Genomic DNA, 23,106 nt, shown 5'->3' with positions numbered 1-23,106 from the left:
TGTTTGAGACGATTAGCACGCCATTTTTTACTTCAGCCCATGGTAATCGTCCGGGATGCGACAGTTAATCGTACGCATCACCATATCCACTAAAGCCCTCGGCTAGCCAGTAGTGCTCCGATGCTTTGTGGTTGGTCATTTTTTCTAAGAAATCGACCAGCGATTGTGCAATGATCAGGCTTGAGCCAGCGATGCCGTATCTATCAATAAAGCTGTCATAAACCTGGCCCTGGCGTTGCGAAGCCAAATCGTAGGAGAGGTACTCACCGCTGCTTCCTTGGGCGAGTATGTACCATTCGTTGGAAATATCTTCTGGATGACTCTCACCTAAGATAACGTCGTTGGATGGTAGGAACGAGGCGCTCTCTACTATTGCAAGTGGGTAATCGCTGTGGGTGTTGAAAACAATGCCGTCGCACAGGCTATAAAAAACCTTGATTTCATGGTGATCGGGCAGCGCCAATACAGTCTGGTTGGTGATGGCTTTGGGCGCTCGTACCAGGTGCTGAGGTTTGGCTTGTATGGAGTCAATCAGTGCTTTCATTGTGGAAATTCCTTGCAGCCATTGGCCTGGTATTTTTCAAACGCGTCGTAATAATTGTCTCTGGCTTCTTTGGGTACGTCTGCTGCGTCAAACATTTTTTCGCTCAGCGCGGTGGCTTCTTCGAGACTGATTGTGGTCCAGTCAATTTTTCCGCCCACACGTCTGCCGGTTTTCTCTTCCAGCCAGTCTCTGTAAATGCCTTTTGTCGCATCGTGAAGATCAGGCTCTAAAGCCATGGTTGGGTTGTGCGATGCACGGCTTTTATAGCCTTCAATGTTATGCGTTGCCCACACATCCATCACGCCATGGTGATTTTCAAGACCAGGAATGGTCGGCCTGTAGGGAACAATGTCATAGCATTTTTTCTTCTTGTCCAACCCTAGCGGGTCTACCCACTCGGTCGGATTGGGCGCATAGTGGTAGAGGTTGTAGCCTCCGTACAAGCCAATCGGATCCTGAGAGAGATACCTGCCACAGTCCGGATCATAGTACCTGAATCGGTTGTAATGCAGCCCCGTCTCCTGGTCCGCATACTGCCCTTGGAAACGCAGGTTGTGCTCGGGGCGGGAAGACGCCTCCTGATCGCGCCACTGCGTTTGCAGGGTATTGCCGCTTTGGATGGTTTGCCTGGTGGCAGGGTAGTCAATCGCCTCGACTTTGCCCCAAGCCCGGTAGCGGGCGCTCCAGACGATTTGGCCGCTGTGGTCGGTCAATTCCTTGGGCGTGCCCAAGTGGTCGGTGTGTACATAAAGAATTCGGCTGTCGATCGCTTGCTTGGCCTGGTCTGTGCCCGTTTCAATGCCTTGCGCGCTGAGCTTGGCTTGCAGCTTTTTGAGCAGCGGCACCACGTGTTGATTCCAGGCCGCGGGATCTGTCTGGGCCGTTTGGCTGATTTGTTGCAAGAGGGGGTTGTGGCTGGGTAAGTCCTTGGCTTGGCCATCGCCTGCCCAAAGGCTTTCAATCTGTGCTAGCGGCACAAAGCTTTCTGGTGCATACACATACAACCGGTGCTGGTAATGCGCCACGGAATTGTTTGGCTTTGTGGGTGTTGCAGCGTTCGTTTGCACGCGCGCGGGCATGCAGGGCGAGTATTGGGCCAGCAGCCGATTGCCATCCCAGCTGAAGTGGGTGATGGTGTTGGTCTGTGCGGCTGGCAGTTTGCCAGAGCTTTTTGGCTCTTGGGCTTGCCACTTCGCAATGCGCCTGCCAAACGGGTCGTAGGCGTAGTGCCAGCGTTCGTGCCGGCCGGCTTGCTGCTGTTGGTTCTGGATCGTGACGCTGACGAGCTGGTGCTCACCATCCCAGACCAGGTGTTGCTCTTGGCGTGGCCCGCTTTTCTTATGGATGCAATTGCCCCAGCGGTCGTACTGGTAGCGGTGTTCTTGCCAGACCCGCAGGCGGTTGCTGTTGCTCTGGCTCCATTGTTCTGGGCTCGCTTGCTTGTCGTTGTCTGAAGCACTGGTTTGCAGTGGATTGAACGCGGGGTTGTCGAAGTGCTGCCTGACGTATTGGGCCCATTGCGCTTGGTTTTGTGCTTGCCAACCGGGGTTATCGGCGCCATCGGCAGGTGCTGAGCCCGCTTGGCCCTGGTGCGCTTGGGGTGGCAGGGGGCTAATCAGGTTGTGCGCAGGATCGAAGTCAAAACGCTCGTTGCCGCTGGGCGCAAGCGCTTGTGTCAAGCGGCCAATCGCATCGTATTGGTAGTGGGTCGCACCGCTGCGGCTGTCATCGATGCGCAGCAACTGGCCTGCTTGGTCGTAGTGGTAGCGCCTGGCGATGCTGGCTGAGGTGGGCTGGGCTTGGCGCAGCGTCGGTGATTGGGCTTGGGGTTGTGCTTGTGTTGCACTGGCGAGCAACCGCCCCATGGCATCGAGTTGGTAGTGGCTGGCCAGCAGCCCTTGGCTGCGCGATGTTTCCCGGTGCAAGGCATCGCGCTCAAAGTCGCAGATGACTTCGCCATCCAGATGGATCTGGTGCACATGGCCTGCGCCATAGTGCAGGTTGTTGAGGCTGCGGCCATCGGGCAAGCGCGTGCTGGTGCGGTGGCCCAGCGCGTCATAGCGATGCACCAGCGGGCTGTGCTGGCCCCAGCGTGTCTGCAGGACTTCGCTGCTGATCTGGCCATTGGCGGTGTAGTGCAGTTGCACGCGCGCCTGGCTATTGCGTGCCAAGGTGAGTTGGCCGGCTGCATCGTACTGAAAGCGCGTGCGTTGGAGTTTGGGTGTGCCAGGCGTTGGCTGCAGCCCCGGCTGATGGACCAGGCGCTCCAGCAGCCGGCCCAGGGCATCGCGCTGGTAATGGCTGCGAATGGCCTTGGCGCTTGGGGCCATCCAGGCGCTGCCTTGCGGCATGCCATCGGCCATCTCCAGCAAATGGCCCGCGCTGTTGTAGCGGTAGTCGATGCGCCGCCCATCAAAGCCTTGCTCGGCCAGCAGCCGGTCCAACTTGTCCCAGGCAAAACGGTAGTGCGCGCCGTTTTCGTTGGTCAAAGCGGCCAAGCGGCCAAAGCCATCGTATTGGTACTTCAGGCTATGGCCCAGGGCATTGGTGCGCGCCAGCGGTTGGCCTGCGGGATTGAGCCGGTAATGGGTGCGCTGGCCCAGTGCATCCTGGTGCAGCGACAAGCGACCGGCTGTGTCATAGGCAAAGCGCTCGCTGCTGCCATCGGGCAGGTGGTGGGCCACCAGGCGCAGGCGGCGGTTGATGCGCTGGTATTCGGAGCGCGTCATGTGGCCCAGCGCGTCCGTGCGGCTGACAAGCTGGCCTTCTTCGTTCCAGCACAACTCTGTGGTTTGCCCAGAGCAGTCGGTGTAGGCAATCAGCTGGCCGCGCCGGTTATAGCGCAACTGTTTGGTTTTGCCTAGCGCATCGGTGATGCGGATGGGCAGGCCGCGGCCATCGTAGTCGTAGCTGGTGGTATGGCCTTGAGCATCGGTGCTTTGCACCAGGCTGCCCAGCGCATCGTAGCTTCTGCGCACGGTCTGTCCCAAGGCATCGGTGATGGCAGTTGGCTTGCGCAAGGCATTCCAAACCAGCGTGTGTGTGGCACCATCGGCTTGGCTGCGCTCAAGCAACTGGCCGTGCAGGTCGTAGCGATAGTGTGTGGTATGGCCTAGCGGGTCTGTTTGCTGCAGTATCTGGCCATAGCGATCGCGCTTGGTGTGGCGCGTATGGCCCAAGGCATCGGTTTGGGCAATCAGGTGTTTGTCGGCATTGAAATTGTGGCTGCTTCGGCGTGTGAGACTGCCAGCTTGCTCTTGCACGACAGTGGTGTAGGCGCAGGCGTTGGGCGCATCGGCGCTATGGAGCGTGGTATCGACGGTGGTGTAGTGCAGGCTCCAGTGCCTGCCACTGGAGGCTTCAACCCGCATGACCTGGCCTGTGGGGCGGTGCTCGCTCCACAGATAGCGGGTGCTTTGGCCGCTGATGTCGTGCTCGGCAACCAGCATGTGCTGGTGGTATTCAAACTGGCGGCACACTTGCTGCTCTGCATCCAGCACGGCCACCAGATCGCCTGCGGCGCTGTACTGGTATTGCACCAATAATTGCTGCGCGGGGCTCAGTCCTAATCGGCTGTGATCTGAAGCTTCGGTCAGCAGGATGATGGACCGCAAGCGGGCCGCGCCTGCGCTGCTGTGGTCAAAGCGCAGTTGCAATCGGTCGCCACTGGTACAAACCAGTTGCACGGGCAAGCCCAGCCGGTCGTACTCGATGCTGAAACCGTTGCGGTGGCGGTCGGTGATGTGCTGCAGTGGCAAATGGCGCTGGCGGGGCGTGCCGATCTGCGCTGCAGCGCCTGTACCTTCTGGCCGGGGCTCCAGTGGCGAGCTGAAATGCAGCGATGGCCGTGCCGCAAAGCCGAGCTGGATGCCGCTGGGCAACATGAGTTCATACTGGCTTGGTCCCGTTCTTTGCAAGTGCGTGAGTTCGTAGGGCGAAAAGAAACCGGCGCCAATCTCTAATGCCGGAAACTGCGTGCGCCTGCCTTGCAGATCGACAAAGTACAGCTTGTCATCGGCCACTTCCAGTGCATACGATAGGGGCGATGACCAGCCAGGCCCCAGGTAGCTGTTGCTGCCAGGGTGGGCATTGGCCGATGCGTAGACACGCTGCCAATGCAAGGGCATGATGCCGTCCAGAACAAAGTCCAGATCAGACGAACTTCGCAAGATACAAGCGCCTGTTGCCAGTTGCACGCTCTCAGGTAGGTGGCTCATGGGGTCTTTCTCTTCGCAGGTGGACTAGCAGGCACAAGGGCCATCGGCTTTGCCATCGTCGGATTTGCGCTTGCCATCCACACGCCCGCCGGCATTGCCAGCAGGGACGTCATCGGCTTTTTTGGCGGCAGCGCCAGCGGCGGTGTCTGCTGCTTCGCGACCGCCTTTGACGGCCGCTTCTGCGGCCGTCGTGGCCGTACGCGTGGTGTCTACGGCGTCGCCCACGCGTTTGGCCGCTTTGGCACCCGTGGCGGCCCAGCCCGCAAAAGGAATCGCTGCGGCCGCGCTGATGGCGGCGTTGGTGTAATCGCCCTCGGCCGCATAAACGGCGGCATTGGCCAGGTCTGCGACTTCACCAAAACCCGGCACCAGACCCGCTACATCCAGCACGCCATGCAATACGCCTGAGCCCCAGCTGCCCCACCAGCCTTGCTCGGCTGCGGTTTCTGCGCCGCCAGACGGGTTGCTGCTCGCCCCAGGCGCTGCGGCCTGGGTTTTGGGGGTGATCAGGCCCGTGGTATTGGCATTGGGGCCTGGCTGGGGATAGCCATTGGGCTGGATGCTGGCCTGCGTCTGCTCGGCCCATTCAATCGGCTCGACTTCTGGCAAACCAGGGTGGAAGCTGCGCAGGCTTTCATAGCCTTCGAGGGTATAGTCGACTGGGCCCACATCGGCAAAATCAACGCGTACGAGGTCGCTGCCAAGCACGTAGATATTGGCAGAGCTGCCATTGCTGAGCACGCCTGTCATGGCGGCTGCACTGTTGCCGTTACCAGCCATAAGAATCAAGGCTCCTTGTTGCTGACAGGGGATGAGGGGGCCACTGCGATGCGCGCCCGCCTGTGCCGAGTTCGCATCACAGACGCAAGAATGGCCATGGGCATAGTGCGGCTGGGCATGTCGGGGGCACCTTGCTTAGCGCGCAGGGTTTTTCGGCATCACCACTTTGTCGCCCCTGGCTTGCATTTGCACGCGCACTTGCGCAGGCGCCAGGGGGGGCCATGTCTCGCCTTGGCGAATCAAGCGCTCGCGCAACTGCTCGAACTGCGCGCGCACAGGCTGGCCCGGGCGTATTTCTTCAATCGACTCGTGGATTGACCAGGCAGGGGTGACGCCATTGACGGTGGGGGCATGGATGTCTGCGCCTTGCTCGATCAGGTAAGCGGCGATGTCCGGTTTGATGCGGCTGATCGCCTCGTACAGTGCGTTGGCGCCAATGCTGTCCTGGTCGTTGATGCGCGTGCCACGCGCCAGCAGTAACTGGACATGGGCAAGGCCCGCTGCCACGCCGCGCTGCAGCATCAGTTTTCTTTGCGGATAGCGATGGTTGGGGTCCAGCCCGCCATCGAGCATGGCCCGCAAAAAACGTGTGTCATTCTGCTTCTGGAAGGCCGCCTCCAGCGCGCTGCCAAGCCCTTGGGCAATCTGCGCATCGGGATTGACACCCAGTGCGATCAGCGCACTGATCGCGTCGAACTGTTCGCGCAGGATGGCAAACCACAGCAAGTCCATGTCCTGCTCGCCTTTGAGCGAGAGGTCCTGGCCCTGGGCCAGCTGCTTGAGGCGCGCCATATCACCTGCTTCAATGGCCTTGGCCATTTCCAGGTAATGGCCACGAAAGAAGTCTTCTGCTCGGTACTGTTGGGACATGAATCGGTTTCCTTGACTGGGAATGGGCAGGCAGGCGGTCAGCAAGGCCGCCAGTGTGGCCAGCATGCCGCGGCGCTGCCAGCGTGGTTGTTTGGAGGATGGTTTCATCCGCATGTCTTTCCTGTTGCCGTGGCAATGGTGGCCTGGTCGGCGGTTTTTTGCGCTTCGATGCCATCAATCACCTGGTCCATGCCGTGTCGATCAATCGGATTGATGCCACTGCCATCGATCGGGTAGGGCGTGCCAGCGGCATTGGGCATCAGTCCCGACAAGCCCCATTGGGCCAGTACGCCGACTGCAGCGCCTTTGATACCGCCAACGGCAAAGCCCGCGCTGGCCACGGCGGCCGTGCCCCTCCAGCCAGACTCCTGCACGCCGGTGAGGATTTCGCCATCGACCCGGTACGCCTGGATTTCAGTGGGGTGCACGCTGGCACCGTAGCGCTCGACCGTGCTGCGATGCAAGCCCGCGGCATTAAAGGTCGTGGCCGGCATGCCACTGGCCTGCGAAGCCGCGGAGGCCAAACCGCCGCCCAGTGAGTGGCCGGCGATCTCGACACTGGCGCCAGAGCGTTTGATTTTTTTGCCAATGCCGACTGCACTCTCATAGTAGTTGGAATGCATATTGACGCCTTGGGCGAAGTTGTTTTTCCAGTCCTCGCCCTTTTGGGTGCCCTTGAACACCGCCATCGAGGGCATGTCGTTGCCAAACACTGCAGGATCGGGCTCATAGAGCTTGGCGCGGAAATTCGATCCTTCCTGCGCCAGATCGGCTTGCTCCAGCCCATATTGCTGCAGCTTGTCTGGGTCGTTGCTAATATCGGTCCAGCCCTCAGGCGTGGCACCGCTGGGCGTATCCGGGCTGTAGACATCCTGTGCGAGCCGGGCTTTTTCAACCGCCACGTTGTTGCGCTCAAAGCGTTCGGTGGCCTGCTGGAGCTGGTCTTTTTGCGGGCCCGCTGGCATGTCGACAAGCTGGCTTTTGGCTGCGGCAATCTGGCCTTTGCGGCATTGCCAGCGGGCCTTTTTGCCACGGCCTGCATGGGGCGCGCCTGCGTTGCCGGGCGAGGCGCGGTTCATCCAGACCTGGTCGCCCGTGCGCACCAGCGGCCTGCCATTGATGAACACGCTCTTGCTGTGTTGTTCGCTGCGGCTGATCGTGATATGGGTGCCAGACACCACGCCTTTGCCTGCCCCTGGTTCATCGCCTTTGACACGATCGACATAACTCTCGTCATGCAGGTAGGCGGGATGGCCGCGAAAGAACACATTGGGCGAGCATTGCCGGCTCTGGTCCATCGCATGCATGATCGGGTAGGGGATGGGCTGGCCATTTTTGCTGGGAGTCAGGCAAACATCCGGCAACAGGTTGATTAAGACAAAATCACCATCTTTGGCGGTCGCATTTTCTGTGGCCATGACTCAGTCCTCTTTACGCCGGATCTCCAGCACTCGCACTCCGGCATCGGCGGCAATCAGCATGCGGTGCACGCAGCTCAGGGTCATTGTGTGCATGTCAAACAGCAGCGTGTCCAAATGCATGCTGCGCGGCAGAATCGGGCCCGCATGCAAGCGCGCCAAGGCATACGGCGGCTGGTCTGGCAACTTGGCTTTGAAGCGCCCGCCGCCCGGTGTCAGGCCCGCCAGCAGAATCTCTTCACCGCCCTTAGGCCAGGCGATTTGCTGGTCTTCGGGCGCACAGTTCCAGTAGGCGGGGTTGGCATCTTTAGGCAATCTGGGCCAGCGATGCTCCTGCCACACCGCGTCATAAGTGCCTGTCAAATCCACCCGTGGTTGCCACCAGCGACCAATGGCGCCAAGCCCTACTACCGGGTAGTTTTGGCGGGCCAGTGCCGCGTCATCCAGCGCCTGGTTAAAGACTTCGATTTGCGGCGCCCGCATTGCGGCCTGCTTGGTTTTTTGGAGTCCTGCCTTGCCAAGCCAGCCACAGCCAATTGGATTGGGCAGGTACATGGCCTGCGCCCCGGCGAGCTCGGTTGGCCGCGTTGGATCTGGTTGTTGCGCACCGCCAAACGCCAGCTCATAGCGCAGCGGAACCTGAATCGCCGGGGCTGGCTCGCTGAGCTTGTAGCCCATCAGGCCAGCTGCCATGGTGCGCGGCCCACACACCATCAGCAACTTGCTCCAGTCGCCAACGCGCACGCCCACCGGCCAGCGCTGGACTGCTTGTTCGCCTGGCGCGTAGGCGTTGGCGTGGGCAAACACAATGTCGCATTGCGGCTTGTAGGGCGCAAAATCGCTCTCTTGAATCAGCGCGCTGGTATTGGGCTGGCCATAAAACTGATCGGCTTGCACCAGGGGTGTTTGCGTTTTGGCCAGGCGCGGCATGGCGTTGGCATCGAGGTTGAGCAAGTCGTAGCTGACGCGGCTGACCAGCACATGGAACAGATGGTCGTCGCTGTCCATCATCTGAAAATACTGGCTGGGAAACTGCGTGTGGTTGCGGATCTCTGGCAGCGCGGCCGCTTGAATGCCAGATTCGAGAACGTAGGGCGGCTTGGTCATGCTTGCGGCCCTCTCAATTGAGATCAATGCGTTCGGACTCCATGCCAATGTGCTTGGAGCCGACCACATCGATTCGCTTGCCATTGACCGTGATGCTGCCATCGGCTTGCAGGACCATCACACTGGCACCGACCTTGAAGCGGATGGTGCTGCCATCCAACGTGATCGACGCGCCACCGGCATCGCCTGCGGCACTACTGCCACTACCACCGCCGCCACCGACTTTGAGCTCGTACATTTCACCCACTTGGATATGGTGGGTCTTGCCAATCGTGTCTTTGCGGCTTTGGCCGACGTTGGTGATCATCGTCATGCCCACATTGAGGTTGTAGGCGATGCCGATATTGACCATTTTGGCCATGCCGACGTTTTGCATATACGCCAAGCCAATGGTCTCGGTTTTGAAGCGCCCGACATTGATCGACCAGTTGCGGCCAATGCTGTCCTTCTCGTGCTTGGAGACATTCTTGGTGCGCGATTGGCCGATGCTGACGTTTTCATTGAGGTCCACCCGACGGCTGCGGTTTTTGTGCACCGTCAGCGTTTCATCCAAATCGACTTCTTCAGTGCGCCAGCCATGGACGTTGATCTTCTCGTTGCGGTCTACCACCTCGGTGCGGTCGCGGTGGATGGTATTGAATTCATCCCGGTCAATTTCCTTGCGCCTGTCATTGCCCACCCACTTGTCCTCATCGTTCTCAACTTCGGTGAGCTGGTCTTTTTGCGCATGCAGCCACAATTGCTCCTGGCCCTTGGCATCTTCAAAGCGCAGCGCATTGGCATCGCCCGTGCCATCGCGCAGGCCATCGCCAGCTGCGCCGCCAGAGGTGGAGCGGGTTAAAAAGCCAGACTGGGTTTTGTTGGCTGGCAGCCCCCAGGGCGGCATTTGCCCTGCGTTGTAGACACGGCCTGTGATCAAGGGCCTATCAGGGTCGCCGTACTCGTAGTCAACAATGACTTCTTGCCCGATACGGGGAATGTGGATGCCGCCAAAGTTGCTGCCCGCCCAAGTGCTGGCCACACGTATCCAGCACGAATCCGTGCCGTCCTTAGCGCCATAGCGGTCCCAGTGGAAGTGCACTTTGACGCGGCCGTATTCGTCGGTGTAAATCTCTTCCCCGGCTGGGCCAACAACGACGGCCGTTTCTGGTCCTCGGGCTCTGGGCGCTTGTCTGGGCGTGATGGGCCGGAAGCCGCGATCGGCTGGTTGGGCTTCTACTTCGACAAAGAAGTGCACGCCCAGGCTGTCGCCCCGGCTTTCGTAGTCGTTGTCTTCTGCCTCATAGCGGGCTGAGACAATCAGCAAGTCGCGGTTCTGGTCTTGTCTGGGGTGACGCCACAGGCCGAAGCGGTGGCCTGGCGTGGCGCCGCGTACCTTGCCGCGCAGGNGAAGCGGTGGCCTGGCGTGGCGCCGCGTACCTTGCCGCGCAGGATGATGCGGTCTTGTGCGGCTTGCCAGGCTTCCAGCCGGGCGCTGGCGTATTGGCTGCCGTCCGCAGGCTCGGTGTAGTTGCCGGGGTATTGGTAGATTTCGTACTGGTCAAACAAATGCCCACGCGGGTCATTGCTTTCGGTGGCGAGGTTGGTGCTGGGTTTTTTGAAGTCGTAGTCGCTGTGGCTGAGCTTGCCGGGCTCAGGCTCGCGCGCCATGTGCCAGTCCCAGTAATGGTCCTCGTCTTCACGCGCTTCGTCGGGCGGGTAAAAGGGAATGTTTTCGTAGCCTCCAAACGGCTCTGGTGTGGTGAAGTGGTCAGCCAGCACCAGGTTTTCGCCAGCCTGGCTGTGCTCAAACCAGTAGTAGATGCCTTCGTGTTCGAGCAAGCGGCTAAGAAAGTCCAAATCGGTTTCGCCGTACTGGACTTTGTATTCCCAGTTTTTGAGATTTTGCTTGATGCGCCATTCGTACTTGATGGCGTTCTTGCCGAGGATTTCGTCGGCGATGTCCTGGACGGTTTTTCTTTGCCAGATTTTGAAGTCGCTCTGCCGACCGGCATGCCAGAGCTTGGGTGCCAGCTTGGCTTCATACAGCCAGTGTTTGCCGCGTTTGCCCAAAGCGGCAAAGCGCACCATCTGTCCGCTGAAGAAGCGCCGAACGCCGTTTTGCGCTTCGAGCTCAATGCTGGCGACCTCGCCAATCAAAGCCTGGCAATCGATGTTGGCGTTGTCGCTTTTAAAGCCGATGGTGAATTCATACAGCGTGCTCAGCGCCTCTCGGCCTATGAGGCTGTAGGCCCATAAGTCTTGCCCCAACGGCGTGTGGGCCACTAAAAAGCGATTCATCCAAGCTCTCCATTTATCTAGGCAGTTGCCATGCCCAGGCGCGAGTGTGGGGGGGCAGATCGAGCGTAAGCCGCAGCGAAGGCCGGCGGCTTATTGGCAGCGCAAAGCACCTTTTGCTGCTCATTCGTCTGTAGCGGGAGTGTGGGCAACGCCGCAGTGCGTTTTGTATGCCTTGTCCTTCGGGGTGGAGCCCAAAAGGCGCACTGCTTTGTTAAAAACTCTCGCCGGGCAGATAGCCCGACTGCGGTTTTGCCCCACACCGTCCCTTTTGGGGCTCCAACGCGGCTGCGTGGAGGTGATGAACACGTTCTTAGGCCTGTACGTTTTGCTTGACGTCCCAACCTCCGGTTGTGGCTGCGCCCAGCGAGCCATTGGCGTTCTGCTCTTTGACTTCTACTTTGATCTTGGAGTAGGAGATGCCGACCGTCTCTTTGACGCGCGCATCGTCGGTCGAGCCCGATGGACCGGCATGGGTGATGATGGCGTCAGTGAGGGTGATGATGAAGTAGACCTGTGAGCCATCGCCCACTTTGGCCGCTTCCAGTTTGACTTCACCGATGTGTTTGCCCGACGCGCAGTACTGCATCAGGTTCGGCGTGGCTTTGTCGGCATAGTGCTCGAACACCAACGCATCAAAGGATGCTTTACCAACGCCTGCGCCACCGCCAGTGAAACTGGAGCTGGACTGCGATACGCCGTAGCTGAACGACAACACGTCGATCCAGCCTGCATGCTTGGAATCTTTGGACTCGCCGCTGATGCCATCAATCTTGATAAAGAAGTCTTGTAACGATGCCATTGCCATTCTCCTGTAAATAAATGAACGAAGAAGTGCAGTAGCATAGCGGGCCAATGTGTCAATTCATTGACAATCAAGACTGTGTCATTTTGTGAAATTTAAGGATTATCCTACCATCAATCAATTATTTGTATTAGGATTTGCCTTTCAATTTTGAAGATGTGGCCGCTACAATGGTCAATTTTTCCTGTAATCCAGCCGCTATAGCACAAGTGCTGGATAAGTTAGTAAAAAAATAGACCGGTAGAGTGCTAGAGTAATGAGGGCGAGGCGTCTGGCGCTGTCCGTGCTTATGCGGAGTAGAGTCGCTAAGATGATTAAGCGTCTACTTGATCCGTTGTTGCTCCTGTTGGATTAGGTCTTGAATAGACCGTTTAATATTAATGGTCATGGGTGAGGGTAAATGGCTTCCATTTTTGATCTGCAAATTACACACAACAATTTGATGGAAGACGGCTCTGAATGTGGGCCTGATCTTGAATATGCGCCGACTTTTATCGCATTGCTCACTGCTGCTGCCGGTCAACAGGAGAGACAGGTTGGTGGCAGCGTGTTGCCTGCGCGTGAGCCAGATTGGAATGAGGTTTTTTCACTGGGCTCGGCCCTGCTGGCCAGCGCGCGTGATTTGCGTGTATTGACTGTCACCGCGCAGGCTGCAACGCATAAATACGGGGTGCAAGGATGGTCCGAATCCCTGGCTTTGATGGCCGATTGGTTTGAGCGCTACTGGACGGGCGTTCACCCGCGCCTGGAAATTGACGGTGAGTTCGATCCTTTGCTGCGGGCCAATGCCGTGGCGGCTCTGTCTGATGCCAATGGCGTGCTGCGCCAATTGCGCCGTGCCACCTTTCTGTCCACGCCGGTAGGCGCTATCACAGTCGGCGATGCCGAGCGTTTGCTCAAAGGCCGTGATGTGGAAGAGGGCGCGCCAGTGCGCTCACTGCCAGAGTTGCAGCAAGCCATTGCCAGAGAGTCGCAGGCCAGCCAGGCGGTGTTGCAGCACATCCAGGCTGCCAGCCAGAGTGTGGCGGAGATTGAGCGCCACTTCAATGACAAGCTCGATTCCGAATACCGGCCCAATTTAAGCCAATTGCGCAGTTTCTTGGATGCCTTTGCTGATTTGGTTGCGGCCAATGCGCCAAGTTCTGTAGTGGAGCAGCCGGTGGTTTCTGCCGAGTTGGAGCCTGCCAGTGAGAAACCCGCGGTTATTCATTCTCCTCAAACTCAATTGTTTGAGGGCCTGCCCAAAGAGTTGGCATCGATGTCTGATGCGTTTTTGGCATTATCTTTGGCAAGACAATATTTTGAGAAGTACGAGCCTTCTCACCCCGCACCTATTTTGATTCGAAGAATAGAGCGATTAAAAGGAAAGGATTTTCTGGCTATTGTGAAGGAGTTGGCGCCTGATGGTGTCAATCAACTGCAATTGATTGCTGGCTCAGAAGATGCTGGTGCATCTTCCTAATATAGAGGCAGTGTTATTCCTGTTGTAAGGCATATATATTGTGAAGGGGTTGGACAAATGGCAACTAGAAATGATGTGGCAAAAGGTAAAAGCGGTCAGAAATTCATTGGGCGCAATCGTGCGCCACGGGTGCAGATTGAATATGACGTGGAGCTTTATGGCTCGGAGAAAAAGATTCAGTTGCCATTTGTGATGGGTGTGATGTCCGATTTGTCGGGCAAGCCTGCCGAAGACCTGCCTGCGGTCAGCGATCGAAAATTCCTGGAAATTGATATTGATAATTTTGACGAGCGCATGAAGGCCATCAAGCCCCGCGTGGCGTTCATGGTCGAGAACACCTTGACAGGTGATGGCCATATCGCGGTCGACATGGTGTTTGAGAGCATGGATGACTTCAGCCCAGCTGCCATCGCAGAAAAAGTCGAACCCTTGAAAAAGCTGCTGGAAGCACGCACCGAATTGAATAACTTGCTGACTTACATGGATGGCAAAAGCGGCGCTGAAAACTTATTGGCCGAAGTGCTGGGTGATGCGCAATTACTCAAGGCCTTGGCCTCGGCGCCTAAAAACAAGGCATCGGAATCTTCCACTGGCGGTGAAAAAGGAGACGAGTAATGTCTGAAGCAAAAGAACTGCTGTCCAAATCGACGCTTGAAACTGCCAGCGGCAGTGATTTTTCTGCATTGCTGGAAAAAGAGTTCAAACCTAAAACCGATGAACAAAAATCTGCCGTCGAGACGGCAGTGCGTACTTTGGCGCAACAAGCCATTGGTTCAGCGGTCAGCTTAACGGGCGATGCGTATCGCGCCATTGAGGCGATGATTGCAGAAATTGATCGCAAAATGAGCGAACAGATTGATCTCATCATCCACCACAAAGAGTTTCAGCAATTGGAATCTGCGTGGCGCGGACTGCATTATCTGGTCAACAACACCGAGACCGATGAGATGTTGAAGATCCGTGTGATGAACATCTCCAAAAAAGAACTGCACCGTACTTTGCGCAGGCACAAAGGCATTGGCTGGGACCAAAGCCCGATTTTCAGACGTATTTATGAAGAAGAGTATGGCCAATTGGGCGGCGCGCCCTATGGCTGCCTGGTCGGTGACTACCATTTTGACCACTCTGCACCCGATGTGGAGTTGCTGGCAGAAATTGCCAAAATCTCTGCTGCCTCGCATTGCCCGTTCATTTCCGGCGCCGATCCTGGGCTGATGCAAATGGATTCCTGGCAAGAGCTGGCCAATCCGCGCGATCTCACCAAGATTTTTGAAAACACCGAATATGCGCCATGGCGCAGCCTGCGTGATTCTGAAGATTCGCGCTACATCGGTCTGGCCATGCCGCGCTTTTTGGGCCGTTTGCCTTATGGCGCCAAATCCAATCCGGTTGATGCGTTTGATTTTGAAGAAAGCGTCGATGGCTCCAACCACCAGAAATTTCTCTGGCTGAACGCAGCCTACGCGATGGCGGTGAACATCAACCGCAGCTTCAAGCTCTATGGCTGGAGCACCTCGATCCGCGGTGTTGAGTCCGGTGGTGTGGTCGAAGACCTGCCATGCCACACATTCCCTACCGACGATGGCGGTGTGGACATGAAGTGCCCAACCGAAATCGCCATTTCCGACCGCCGTGAAGCCGAGCTGGCCAAAAACGGTTTCATGCCGCTGATTCACCGCAAAAACACCGACGTGGCGGCCTTTATTGGCGCGCAAAGCCTGCAAAAACCGGCCGAATACTACGACGCCGATGCCACGGCCAACGCCAATTTGTCGGCCCGCCTGCCGTACCTGTTTGCCTGCTGCCGTTTTGCGCACTACCTCAAATGCATTGTGCGCGACAAGATCGGTTCGTTCAAAGAGCGTGAGGATGTTGAGCGCTGGCTCAACGACTGGATCATGAATTACGTCGATGGCGACTCGGCCAACTCCAGCCAGGAGACCAAAGCCAGAAAACCACTGGCCGCAGCCGAGGTGTATGTCGAAGAAGTGCCCGATAACCCAGGTTATTACGGCGCGAAATTCTTCCTGCGCCCGCACTACCAGTTGGAAGGTTTGACCATGAGCTTGCGACTGGTCTCCAAACTGCCATCTGTCAAAGAGAACAAGTCCTAACCCCTCTATCTGCAGCATCTACAGCATGGTCAAAATGTATAAGCTTTTTGCAGTGGCAGGAATGTCCTTGAGTTTGTGTGCTTGCGCCTTGTTTGAGCAAAAGCCGCAAGAGGCAGCCGTGGCCGAGGAGGTGGTGCAGACTTCGGCCGTGGACTGGCAGTCGCAAATCCCCCCTTCCGAAAAATACTCGGTGGTGCGCACCGATCGGGGGCTGACGATTCGCTCCGATGCGGCCGCGACGTTTCGCGTTGGCCGTGCCGACTTGCTGGAGCAGTCGGCCGGCTTTTTTGATGAGGTTGCCGTCATCCTCAACGAAACCGTACCAGCTGACAAGCAGATCCTGATTGCCGGGCATACCGACAATGTGGGCGCCAAAAGCACCAATGTACGACTGTCCTTGAAGCGGGCTGAGGCCGTGATGGCGGCGCTCAGCAGCCGCGGAGTCGATGCTTCAAGAATGCAGGCCAAAGGCTTCGGCTTTGACGAGCCGATTGCGGACAACCGCACGAAAGAGGGCCAGGCACTCAACCGGCGGGTCGAAATCACCATTCTTGGCCAGAAGGCCAGCCCGCAGTGCCGCTGTATGGCCTTTGAATAATTGGTCAATTGGGACTTGTGAATGCACAAGCAAGGAGCGCAGATTTCTATGGTGTTAATCAGAACAGTCCTTATTGCTTTCATTGCGCTATGGGGCGCTGGTTGCAGCAGCTTGTTGACTGGTGGCTTGGGCACATTGGGAGGCCTCAGCGGCCCCAGGCAGGAGTTGCCGGTTCCTTTGGAGATTACCGTTTACGCAGCAGAAAACGTCAATCCCGCCGAGAACCAGCGGCCATCGCCCGTGTTGGTGAGCGTGTTTGAAATGACCGGCACTACCGCATTCCAGTCCGCTGATTTTTTTGCATTGCAGCAATCCGACTCTTCCGTTCTTGGTGAAGAGCTGATTCACAGTGAGCAGCAGGTCTTGCTGCCCGGTGAAACCAGAGTGATTCGCAGAACCGCTGCACCGAATAGCCGCTACCTGGGCGTGGTCGTGGGTTTTCGCGATCTGGAGGGCAGTGTTTGGCGCGCCGTTGCGCCCCTGCCTGCGCCTTATCTGGCTGGGCGGGTGATCTCTGGAGGCGTTTCGCCAACGGCCAAGCTGTATGTGGTCGTCACCGATCGATCGGTGGTGGTTCGTGATGCGCAAAACATGCAATAAACAAACCAGGTCGCCGCAGCGACCTGGAATCAAGGGACGGATATGGGTTACGAAAACAAGGTGATTTGGTCTGAGGGCATGTTCCTTCGGTCCCAACATTTCCAGCAGCAAGAGCGCTATGTCGAGTCGCGTTTGTTTCAGTCCATCACAGCCCTGGTCGGCTTTCATTGGGGTTTTAGCGTATTAGAGGTGGATGAGGAGGCGCTGCGTTTGGGCACCGTCCTGTTGCGCCGGGCCCAGGGCATCTTGCCCGATGGCACGCCCTTTAAAGTACCCGGTGACGATGGCAAGCTGCAAGTGGCCTTTGATGTGCCGATGCACTTGCGCGATGCCAAACTGTGCCTGGTCTTGCCGCCGATGCGCACGGGCGCTGAAAGCGTTATTTTTACAGAGGACAGTACGAGCGGCGCGCGCTATATCGCCGACTCGATTGAGCTCAGAGACGGCAACGAGGCCGGCGCCGGGCTGTCTGAAATCCAGGTCGGTCTGCCCCGCTTTCGCCTGATGCCAGAGGCCGAAGTGCCACACGGTTGGATGGCCATGGGCGTGGTGCGTGTCGTGGAGCGCCAGACGAACAATGTCTGCCGCCTCGATGACGAGTATGTGCCGCCGTTTTTGCGCTGCATGGGCCAGGAAGTGCTGGCCGGTTACTTGCGTGAAGCGATTGGCCTCTTGCACCAGCGCGGTGAGGTGCTGGCGCAGCGCCTGTCTGCGGCCGGGCGCGGCTTGTCCGAGGTCGGTGAGTTTTTGCTGCTCAAGGTCGTCAACCACTGGCAGCCACTGTTGCAGCATCTGGAGCGTGTGGAGGTATTGCACCCTGAGCGCTTGTACTCCGAGTTACTGGCGCTGGTGGGCGAATTGGCCGCCTTCACGGCCACCAGCCGCAGGCCGGTGAATTTCCCAGCCTACCGCCATGATGACCTGGAAAACAGCTTTCGCCCGTTGATCATCGAGCTGCGCCAGGCCTTGTCTGTGGTGCTGGATCAGAAAGTCGTGCGCATTGAGCTGCAAGACCGCAAATACGGCGTCAAGACGGCGCTGATTCCTGACAAGACCTTGCTCAAAAATGCCTCGTTCGTTTTGGCTGCCCATGCGAATTTGCCGGCTGAGCAGGTGCACACGCGCTTTCCCACGCAAGTCAAGATTGGCCCGGTCGAGAAAATCCGCGACCTGGTCAACCTGCATTTGCCCGGCGTTGTACTCAAACCATTGCCGGTCGCGCCGCGCGAGTTGCCCTACAACGCAGGCTACAACTATTTTGAATTGGATACCCAGCATGTGCTGTGGCGTGAGCTGGACAAAAGTGCCGGAATGGCCTTGCACATCGCAGGTGAGTTCCCAGGCTTAGAGCTTGAGTGCTGGGCCATTCGCAAGTAAAGGCTGAGGCAGCATGCAACAAGACAACTATGCACGACGTGGGCAGCAGCAGCCTGGCAGCTCGCCAAACGCTGCGGCCCACAGCACCAATCCGCTGGTCAAAGCCGCCGCCAGGCTGATCAATCTGATGCTGCAAATCCGCGAGATCATGCATTTGCCTGATCCCTCAGCGCTGCGCAAAAAGCTGTTGGTGGAAGTCAAGGAGTTTGAACGCCTTGCGGCTGAATACGGCGCCTCGCATGAAGAGATTGTGGGCGCGCGGTATTGTTTGTGTACCGCTTTGGATGAAACCGCTGCCCAAACCCCTTGGGGCAGCCGAGGGGTCTGGGCCAAGCACAGCCTGCTGGTCACCTTCCACAACGAAACATGGGGTGGAGAGAAATACTACCAACTGCTTGGACGCCTGGCGCAAAACCCCGAGCGGCACATCCATTTGATCGAATTGCTCTACTACCTCAACGCTTTGGGCTTTGAGGGACGGTTTCGCATCGTCGACGACGGTTATTCACAGCTGGAGATCTTGAAACGCCGCATTGCCGCGATTTTGCACCGCGTCAACGGCGGTTATGAGGCCAGGCTGTCTCCGCACTGGCAAGGTGTGCAATCGGCTGCGCCCACCTGGCGCATGGTGCCGCCTTGGGTGGTCGCTTGTTTGTGCGCGTTTATCGCCGCCTGCATTTATGTGTGGTTCCTGTTCAGCTTGGGGGACCGCTCGGATGTGACCTATGCGCGCTTGGCCGGGCTGCAGATTCCCGCCACGCAAGCGGCCGCTTATGTCAATCCACCTGTTGCACCGCGGTTGCGCCGTTTTTTGGAGCCCGAGATCAAGGCGGGCTTGCTGGAGGTCAACGACATGCTCGACCGCAGCGTCGTGACGCTCAACGGCGATGGTTTGTTTGACTCCGGGCGTGTGGAAGTCAAGCAGCAGTACTTGCCGGTGCTGGGGCGCATTGCCGCGGCATTGACCGAGGTCGATGGCGAGGTGGTGGTGACCGGCTTTACCGACAATGTGCCGATTCGCAGTGTGCGCTTTGCCTCCAACTGGGATCTGTCGCAGACACGGGCCGAGTCGGTCAAGAAAATCCTCGACGGCTACCTGGGCCAGTTCTCTTCCGGACGGGTGCGCTTTGAAGGACGTGGCGAGGCCGATCCGATCGGCGACAACAGCACGCCCGAAGGGCGCTCGCGCAACCGCCGCGTTGAAATCACGGTGCTGATGTCGGCTGAAGAAATTCACCGCCAACTCAACCAGAACGCTGCCCAAGCGCCAGCCATTCCAACAGGTGCTGCACCAAGGAGAGCACCATGATTTCATCTCTGTTATGGCGAATCTGGAGCTGGATTCGCTCCAAAGCGCTGTGGGTCACGATTGGCCTGATCGTGCTGATTGCACTGATTTGGTACATCGGTCCGCTGTTTGCATTTGGCGATTATCGGCCGCTGGAGTCCGCGCGGGCGCGCTACTGGTGCATTGGCATCTTGCTGGGCTTCGTACTGCTGCGCTGGCTGATCAAGCGCTGGCGTGTGAGCAAACTCAATGGCCGCATGGCCGACATGTTTCGCGGTGCGCTGAGCAAGGAAAGCGCCGCGACCGCCCAGCCCGATGCGAATATTGACAAGCTCGAAGAAACCTTCGGCGAAGCCTTGGATATTTTGCGCAAGGCCCGTTTTGAGCAAAGCAGTGGCGCGTCCTTTTTAGGCCGCATCATGCGCCGCAAGCGCTATGTGTACGAGTTGCCCTGGTACGCGATCATTGGCGCGCCGGGCGCGGGCAAGACCACGGCCCTGGTCAATTCGGGCCTGTCATTCCCACTGGCCAAACAATTTGGCAATGCGGCCGTGCGTGGCAGTGGCGGCACGCGCCATTGCGACTGGTGGTTTACCAATGAAGCCGTGTTCATCGACACGGCAGGGCGCTACACCACCCACGACAGCGACAGCCAGGCAGACAAGGCTGAGTGGCAGGGTTTCTTGAGTTTGCTGAAGAAAAACCGCCCGCAGCAGCCGATCAATGGCGTCGTGGTCACGCTCTCGGTGGCTGAGCTATTGCAGCAAAATGCGCAAGAGCGTGCCACGCATGCGGGTGTGATTCGCGCACGGCTGGAAGAGCTACGCGCCGGTCTGGGCGTGTCTTTTCCGGTCTATGTCTTGGTGACCAAATGCGATTTGCTGTTTGGTTTCGATGAGTATTTTGCCGATTTGGACCGCGCCGGGCGCGAGCAGGTCTGGGGGCTGACCTTGCCACTGCCTGCCAGCAGACAATTCCAGCTCGACCAAGCCCAGATCAAGCAAGAGATGGACTTGCTGTGCACCCGCATCTACGACGGTTTGGTCGATCGGCTGCAGGCCGAGCCCGATCTCAACCACCGTGGGCGGATCTTTGGCTTTCCTCAAGAATTCGGTGCGATTGCCGCGCTGGTTGAAAGCACCGTGACCCATATTTTTGTGGACTCGCGCTTTGCCAAAGCGCCGTTGCTGCGGGGCATTTACTTCACCAGCGGTACCCAGGAAGGCGCGCCGTTTGACCGCATCATCTCCTCGATGGAGGCGGCCGGTGAGGCGCGCCATAAGCCACGCACCGAAGCGGGCAGTGGCAAGAGCTTTTTCCTGCACGAGCTGCTGACCAAGGTCGTGTTTCCCGAGGCCTATATCGTCGGCTCGGACCCCAAAGCGGAGCGGCGCGCCAGGGCCACGCACATCGCCGTGTATGCGCTGTGCCTGTTGCTGCTGGCAGCCGCTGTCACGGCCTGGGCCATCAGCTACCGCAACAACCAGACCTATATTGCCGAGGTGGACCACAAGGGCGACAGTTTCGCCAGCACCTTGCCGGCCTTGCCTGCGCAAGTGGACAGCAATCTTTACGCCTTGCTGCCGTATTTGAATGCGGCCGAGCAGTTGCCTGACAGCGCGCAATTCAAAGTCAGCCAGCCGCTGTGGCCGTGGACCTTTGGGCTCTACCAGGGCGAGAAAATCAACGCGGCCTCCAAGCCACTCTACGACGCCTTGTTGACGCAGCGCTTTGCGCCCACCATCAAAAAGCGTTTGGAGCAGTTGCTGCGCACCGTCGCGGTGGATGATCTGGAGTTCGCGTTTGAGATCCTCAAGGCCTATGTGATGATGCATGAGCCGCAGCACTTCAAGGCCGACGCTTTTGTGGCCTTCATGCTGGCCGACTGGGACTACAACATGCCGCAAGGCGCAGGCCAAGCCGAGCGCCAGGCGATCGAGAAGCATGTGCGTGCCCTGATTGCGATTGATGGCGTATTGCCCACGACCTTGATGGATGCGGCCCTGGTCGATGCCACGCGCGCCAGGCTCTCGCAGTACTCGATCTCGCAGCGCATCTACCGGCGTTTGTCGCGCCTCTTGGACAACAACCGCCTGCCGGTGTTTTCGGTTGCGGCGCAAGTGGGGCCGCAAGCGCCACGCGTGTTTCGGCGGGTCAGCAACCAGTCTTTGACCGATGGCGTGGCTTCGCTTTACACCTACCGTGGCTACCACGAGCTGTTTGACAAAGAGGTTGAGCGGGCCGTGCGCAGTGCCGGCGAGGACGACTCGTGGATTCTCGGGGTGTCGGAGTCGCAAGCCAAAGACCGGCTCAAAGCCATTGCGTCCGGTGAATTGGCGCTGGAAGTCAGGCGCCTGTACATGTGGGACTACGTGGCCAAGTGGGAACAGTACCTGGACGACGTGGTGCTGGTCGAGCCCAGCAATCTGGCCGAAGCGGCGGAGTTGGCCAGCATGCTGTCCTCGCCGGATTCACCGCTGATGCGCTACATGCAAGCGGTCGTGCAAGAAACCCAGCTCAGCCAGGTCAACAAAGAATCCAGCAGCGACCGCTCCTTGCTCGACCGGGCCAGACGCTCGGTGCAGGCCACGCATGAGGACATCAACCGCATCGTCGGCCCCAGTGCCATGCCCGCTGAGCTGTCGCCGCAAGAGCGGCCTGAGCTGATTGTCGACAACCGCTTTGAAGCACTGCGCAAAGCGGTGGGCACGGCAGATGACAAATCCGCCGCCCCACTGCTGATGGCCGCTCAATCGTTTGGTGAGTTGCATATGTACCTGGCCGCTGCAGAAGCCGCGCGGGTTGGTGGCTACCCACCACCTGAGAGTGATCTGCCCAATCGCTTGCGCTCACAAGCCGCACGCCTGCCGCAGCCCAGCAAAAAACTGCTGGAAACCCTGGCCGACAACAGCCGCCAGTTGGTCGTGCGCGAGACGCGCCGAGCCAAAAGCAATGAGCTGGTCGGCATGGTCACCCGTGCTTGCCGTGACGCCATTCAAGGCCGCTACCCGCTGGTGCGCAACGCCACGCGCGAAGTCGCTCCCGATGACTTCACTCGCATCTTTGGCCCCGGTGGCCGAATGGATGAGTATTTCCAGAGAGAGCTGGCCAGCTACGTCGACATCTCTGCCAAGCCCTGGCGATTGCGCGAGGGCGCGCAGGGCGGCTTGGGCGGTGGTGTCGCTATTGCCGCTTTTGAGCAAGCCAGCGTGATCAAAGACGTGTTCTTCAGAGGTGGCTCGGGCGCGCCCAAAATCACTTTGGCCATCAAACCGATGGTAATGGACTCGACGATCACCACGATGACCCTGGATGTTGATGGCCAGATCGTGCGCTACCAACATGGCCCGAATGTCTCGCACACCGTCAGCTGGCCGGGCACACGTGGCAGCAACCAGGTGCGGCTGTCGTTTGAGCCGCCGCTGCCGCAAGGCGCCTCAGGCGTGGTGACCGAAGGCGCGTGGGCCTTGCACCGCCTGTTTGACCAGGCACAAATTCTACCGGGCGCAAGTCCAGAGCGGTTCACTGCCGAGTTGGATGTGGGGGGACGCAAAGTGCGTTTCGAGATCACTGCCTCCAGTATCAAGAACCCTTTCCGCCTTCAGGAACTCACCGGCTTTGTCTGCCCGTCCGGACTGTAATCGTAGGC

17 protein-coding genes are annotated in these 23,106 nt (G+C 58.4%); 8 read left to right on the top strand and 9 right to left on the bottom strand.

The features are described 5' to 3' along the window. Positions 1–64: 64 nt before the first annotated feature. The 9 genes from E8K88_RS16235 to E8K88_RS16200 form a co-directional block, all read right to left on the bottom strand. Positions 65–544 (bottom strand): SMI1/KNR4 family protein, encoded by a 480-nt coding sequence (locus E8K88_RS16235; protein WP_136407726.1) that lies wholly within the window; start codon positions 542–544, stop codon positions 65–67. Continuing rightward, positions 541–4,761 (bottom strand): RHS repeat-associated core domain-containing protein, encoded by a 4,221-nt coding sequence (locus E8K88_RS16230; RefSeq protein ID WP_136407725.1) that lies wholly within the window; start codon positions 4,759–4,761, stop codon positions 541–543. The genes E8K88_RS16235 and E8K88_RS16230 overlap by 4 nt, the downstream gene beginning before the upstream one ends. Positions 4,762–4,785: 24 nt before the next feature. Beyond that, positions 4,786–5,541 (bottom strand): hypothetical protein, encoded by a 756-nt coding sequence (locus E8K88_RS16225; RefSeq protein WP_136407724.1) that lies wholly within the window; start codon positions 5,539–5,541, stop codon positions 4,786–4,788. A 135-nt stretch (positions 5,542–5,676) separates the two neighbouring features. Further along, positions 5,677–6,519, bottom strand: a complete 843-nt coding sequence (locus E8K88_RS16220) for an ankyrin repeat domain-containing protein (protein ID WP_136407723.1) — start codon at positions 6,517–6,519, stop codon at positions 5,677–5,679. Beyond that, positions 6,516–7,829, bottom strand: a complete 1,314-nt coding sequence (locus E8K88_RS16215; RefSeq protein WP_136407722.1) for a Tle-like phospholipase domain-containing protein — start codon at positions 7,827–7,829, stop codon at positions 6,516–6,518. Before E8K88_RS16215 ends, E8K88_RS16220 begins: the two co-directional genes overlap by 4 nt. Before the next feature lie 3 nt (positions 7,830–7,832). Beyond that, on the bottom strand, positions 7,833–8,936 hold the full coding sequence (locus E8K88_RS16210) for a DUF2169 family type VI secretion system accessory protein (protein WP_168797368.1): 1,104 nt from the start codon (positions 8,934–8,936) through the stop codon (positions 7,833–7,835). A 13-nt stretch (positions 8,937–8,949) separates the two neighbouring features. Next, complete coding sequence (locus E8K88_RS18495; protein ID WP_276606679.1) at positions 8,950–10,278, bottom strand: type VI secretion system Vgr family protein; 1,329 nt, start codon at positions 10,276–10,278, stop codon at positions 8,950–8,952. After that, positions 10,236–11,216 (bottom strand): type VI secretion system Vgr family protein, encoded by a 981-nt coding sequence (locus E8K88_RS18490; RefSeq protein ID WP_276606678.1) that lies wholly within the window; start codon positions 11,214–11,216, stop codon positions 10,236–10,238. The genes E8K88_RS18495 and E8K88_RS18490 overlap by 43 nt, the downstream gene beginning before the upstream one ends. A gap of 310 nt (positions 11,217–11,526) precedes the next feature. Continuing rightward, on the bottom strand, positions 11,527–12,015 hold the full coding sequence (locus E8K88_RS16200) for an Hcp family type VI secretion system effector (protein WP_168797367.1): 489 nt from the start codon (positions 12,013–12,015) through the stop codon (positions 11,527–11,529). Between the two features lie 403 nt (positions 12,016–12,418). On the opposite strand from E8K88_RS16200, the gene tssA reads away from it, so the two are divergent. From tssA to tssM, 8 genes are all read left to right on the top strand, one after another. Then, on the top strand, positions 12,419–13,480 hold the full coding sequence (gene tssA, locus E8K88_RS16195) for a type VI secretion system protein TssA (protein ID WP_136407719.1): 1,062 nt from the start codon (positions 12,419–12,421) through the stop codon (positions 13,478–13,480). Between the two features lie 57 nt (positions 13,481–13,537). Next, on the top strand, positions 13,538–14,095 hold the full coding sequence (gene tssB, locus E8K88_RS16190; RefSeq protein ID WP_205880109.1) for a type VI secretion system contractile sheath small subunit: 558 nt from the start codon (positions 13,538–13,540) through the stop codon (positions 14,093–14,095). Continuing rightward, positions 14,095–15,594, top strand: a complete 1,500-nt coding sequence (gene tssC / locus E8K88_RS16185; RefSeq protein WP_136407718.1) for a type VI secretion system contractile sheath large subunit — start codon at positions 14,095–14,097, stop codon at positions 15,592–15,594. Before tssB ends, tssC begins: the two co-directional genes overlap by 1 nt. Before the next feature lie 61 nt (positions 15,595–15,655). Then, positions 15,656–16,192: an OmpA family protein gene (locus tag E8K88_RS16180; RefSeq protein ID WP_205880108.1), complete on the top strand. Its 537-nt coding sequence runs from the start codon at positions 15,656–15,658 to the stop codon at positions 16,190–16,192. Between the two features lie 48 nt (positions 16,193–16,240). Continuing rightward, positions 16,241–16,792, top strand: a complete 552-nt coding sequence (gene tssJ, locus E8K88_RS16175; protein WP_168797366.1) for a type VI secretion system lipoprotein TssJ — start codon at positions 16,241–16,243, stop codon at positions 16,790–16,792. Positions 16,793–16,834: 42 nt separating this feature from the next. Further along, a complete protein-coding gene (gene tssK / locus E8K88_RS16170; protein ID WP_136407715.1) occupies positions 16,835–18,169 on the top strand; it encodes a type VI secretion system baseplate subunit TssK in 1,335 nt (444 codons plus the stop codon). Between the two features lie 13 nt (positions 18,170–18,182). Beyond that, entirely contained in the window at positions 18,183–19,478 is a 1,296-nt protein-coding gene (locus E8K88_RS16165) for a DotU family type VI secretion system protein (protein ID WP_136407714.1), read from the top strand. Beyond that, positions 19,475–23,098 (top strand): type VI secretion system membrane subunit TssM, encoded by a 3,624-nt coding sequence (tssM, locus tag E8K88_RS16160; RefSeq protein WP_136407713.1) that lies wholly within the window; start codon positions 19,475–19,477, stop codon positions 23,096–23,098. Before E8K88_RS16165 ends, tssM begins: the two co-directional genes overlap by 4 nt. Positions 23,099–23,106: the final 8 nt, after the last annotated feature.

Origin of the sequence: Lampropedia aestuarii, from assembly GCF_004803635.1 — a bacterium.
Classification (GTDB): domain Bacteria; phylum Pseudomonadota; class Gammaproteobacteria; order Burkholderiales; family Burkholderiaceae_C; genus Lampropedia; species Lampropedia aestuarii.
The sequence above is the reverse complement of the archived record's forward strand: the minus strand, read 5'-3'. Positions and strand labels throughout refer to the sequence as shown.

Coding starts and splice junctions, on each gene's coding strand:
- tssB (WP_205880109.1), top strand. CDS start 13,538: ATGGCAACTAGAAATGATGTGGCAAAAGGTAAAAGCGGTCAGAAATTC.
- E8K88_RS16230 (WP_136407725.1), bottom strand. CDS start 4,761: ATGAGCCACCTACCTGAGAGCGTGCAACTGGCAACAGGCGCTTGTATC.
- tssK (WP_136407715.1), top strand. CDS start 16,835: ATGGGTTACGAAAACAAGGTGATTTGGTCTGAGGGCATGTTCCTTCGG.
- E8K88_RS16200 (WP_168797367.1), bottom strand. CDS start 12,015: ATGGCATCGTTACAAGACTTCTTTATCAAGATTGATGGCATCAGCGGC.
- tssM (WP_136407713.1), top strand. CDS start 19,475: ATGATTTCATCTCTGTTATGGCGAATCTGGAGCTGGATTCGCTCCAAA.
- E8K88_RS16165 (WP_136407714.1), top strand. CDS start 18,183: ATGCAACAAGACAACTATGCACGACGTGGGCAGCAGCAGCCTGGCAGC.
- E8K88_RS16225 (WP_136407724.1), bottom strand. CDS start 5,541: ATGGCTGGTAACGGCAACAGTGCAGCCGCCATGACAGGCGTGCTCAGC.
- tssA (WP_136407719.1), top strand. CDS start 12,419: ATGGCTTCCATTTTTGATCTGCAAATTACACACAACAATTTGATGGAA.
- E8K88_RS16215 (WP_136407722.1), bottom strand. CDS start 7,829: ATGGCCACAGAAAATGCGACCGCCAAAGATGGTGATTTTGTCTTAATC.
- E8K88_RS16220 (WP_136407723.1), bottom strand. CDS start 6,519: ATGAAACCATCCTCCAAACAACCACGCTGGCAGCGCCGCGGCATGCTG.
- tssC (WP_136407718.1), top strand. CDS start 14,095: ATGTCTGAAGCAAAAGAACTGCTGTCCAAATCGACGCTTGAAACTGCC.
- tssJ (WP_168797366.1), top strand. CDS start 16,241: ATGGTGTTAATCAGAACAGTCCTTATTGCTTTCATTGCGCTATGGGGC.
- E8K88_RS16180 (WP_205880108.1), top strand. CDS start 15,656: ATGTCCTTGAGTTTGTGTGCTTGCGCCTTGTTTGAGCAAAAGCCGCAA.
- E8K88_RS16235 (WP_136407726.1), bottom strand. CDS start 544: ATGAAAGCACTGATTGACTCCATACAAGCCAAACCTCAGCACCTGGTA.
- E8K88_RS16210 (WP_168797368.1), bottom strand. CDS start 8,936: ATGACCAAGCCGCCCTACGTTCTCGAATCTGGCATTCAAGCGGCCGCG.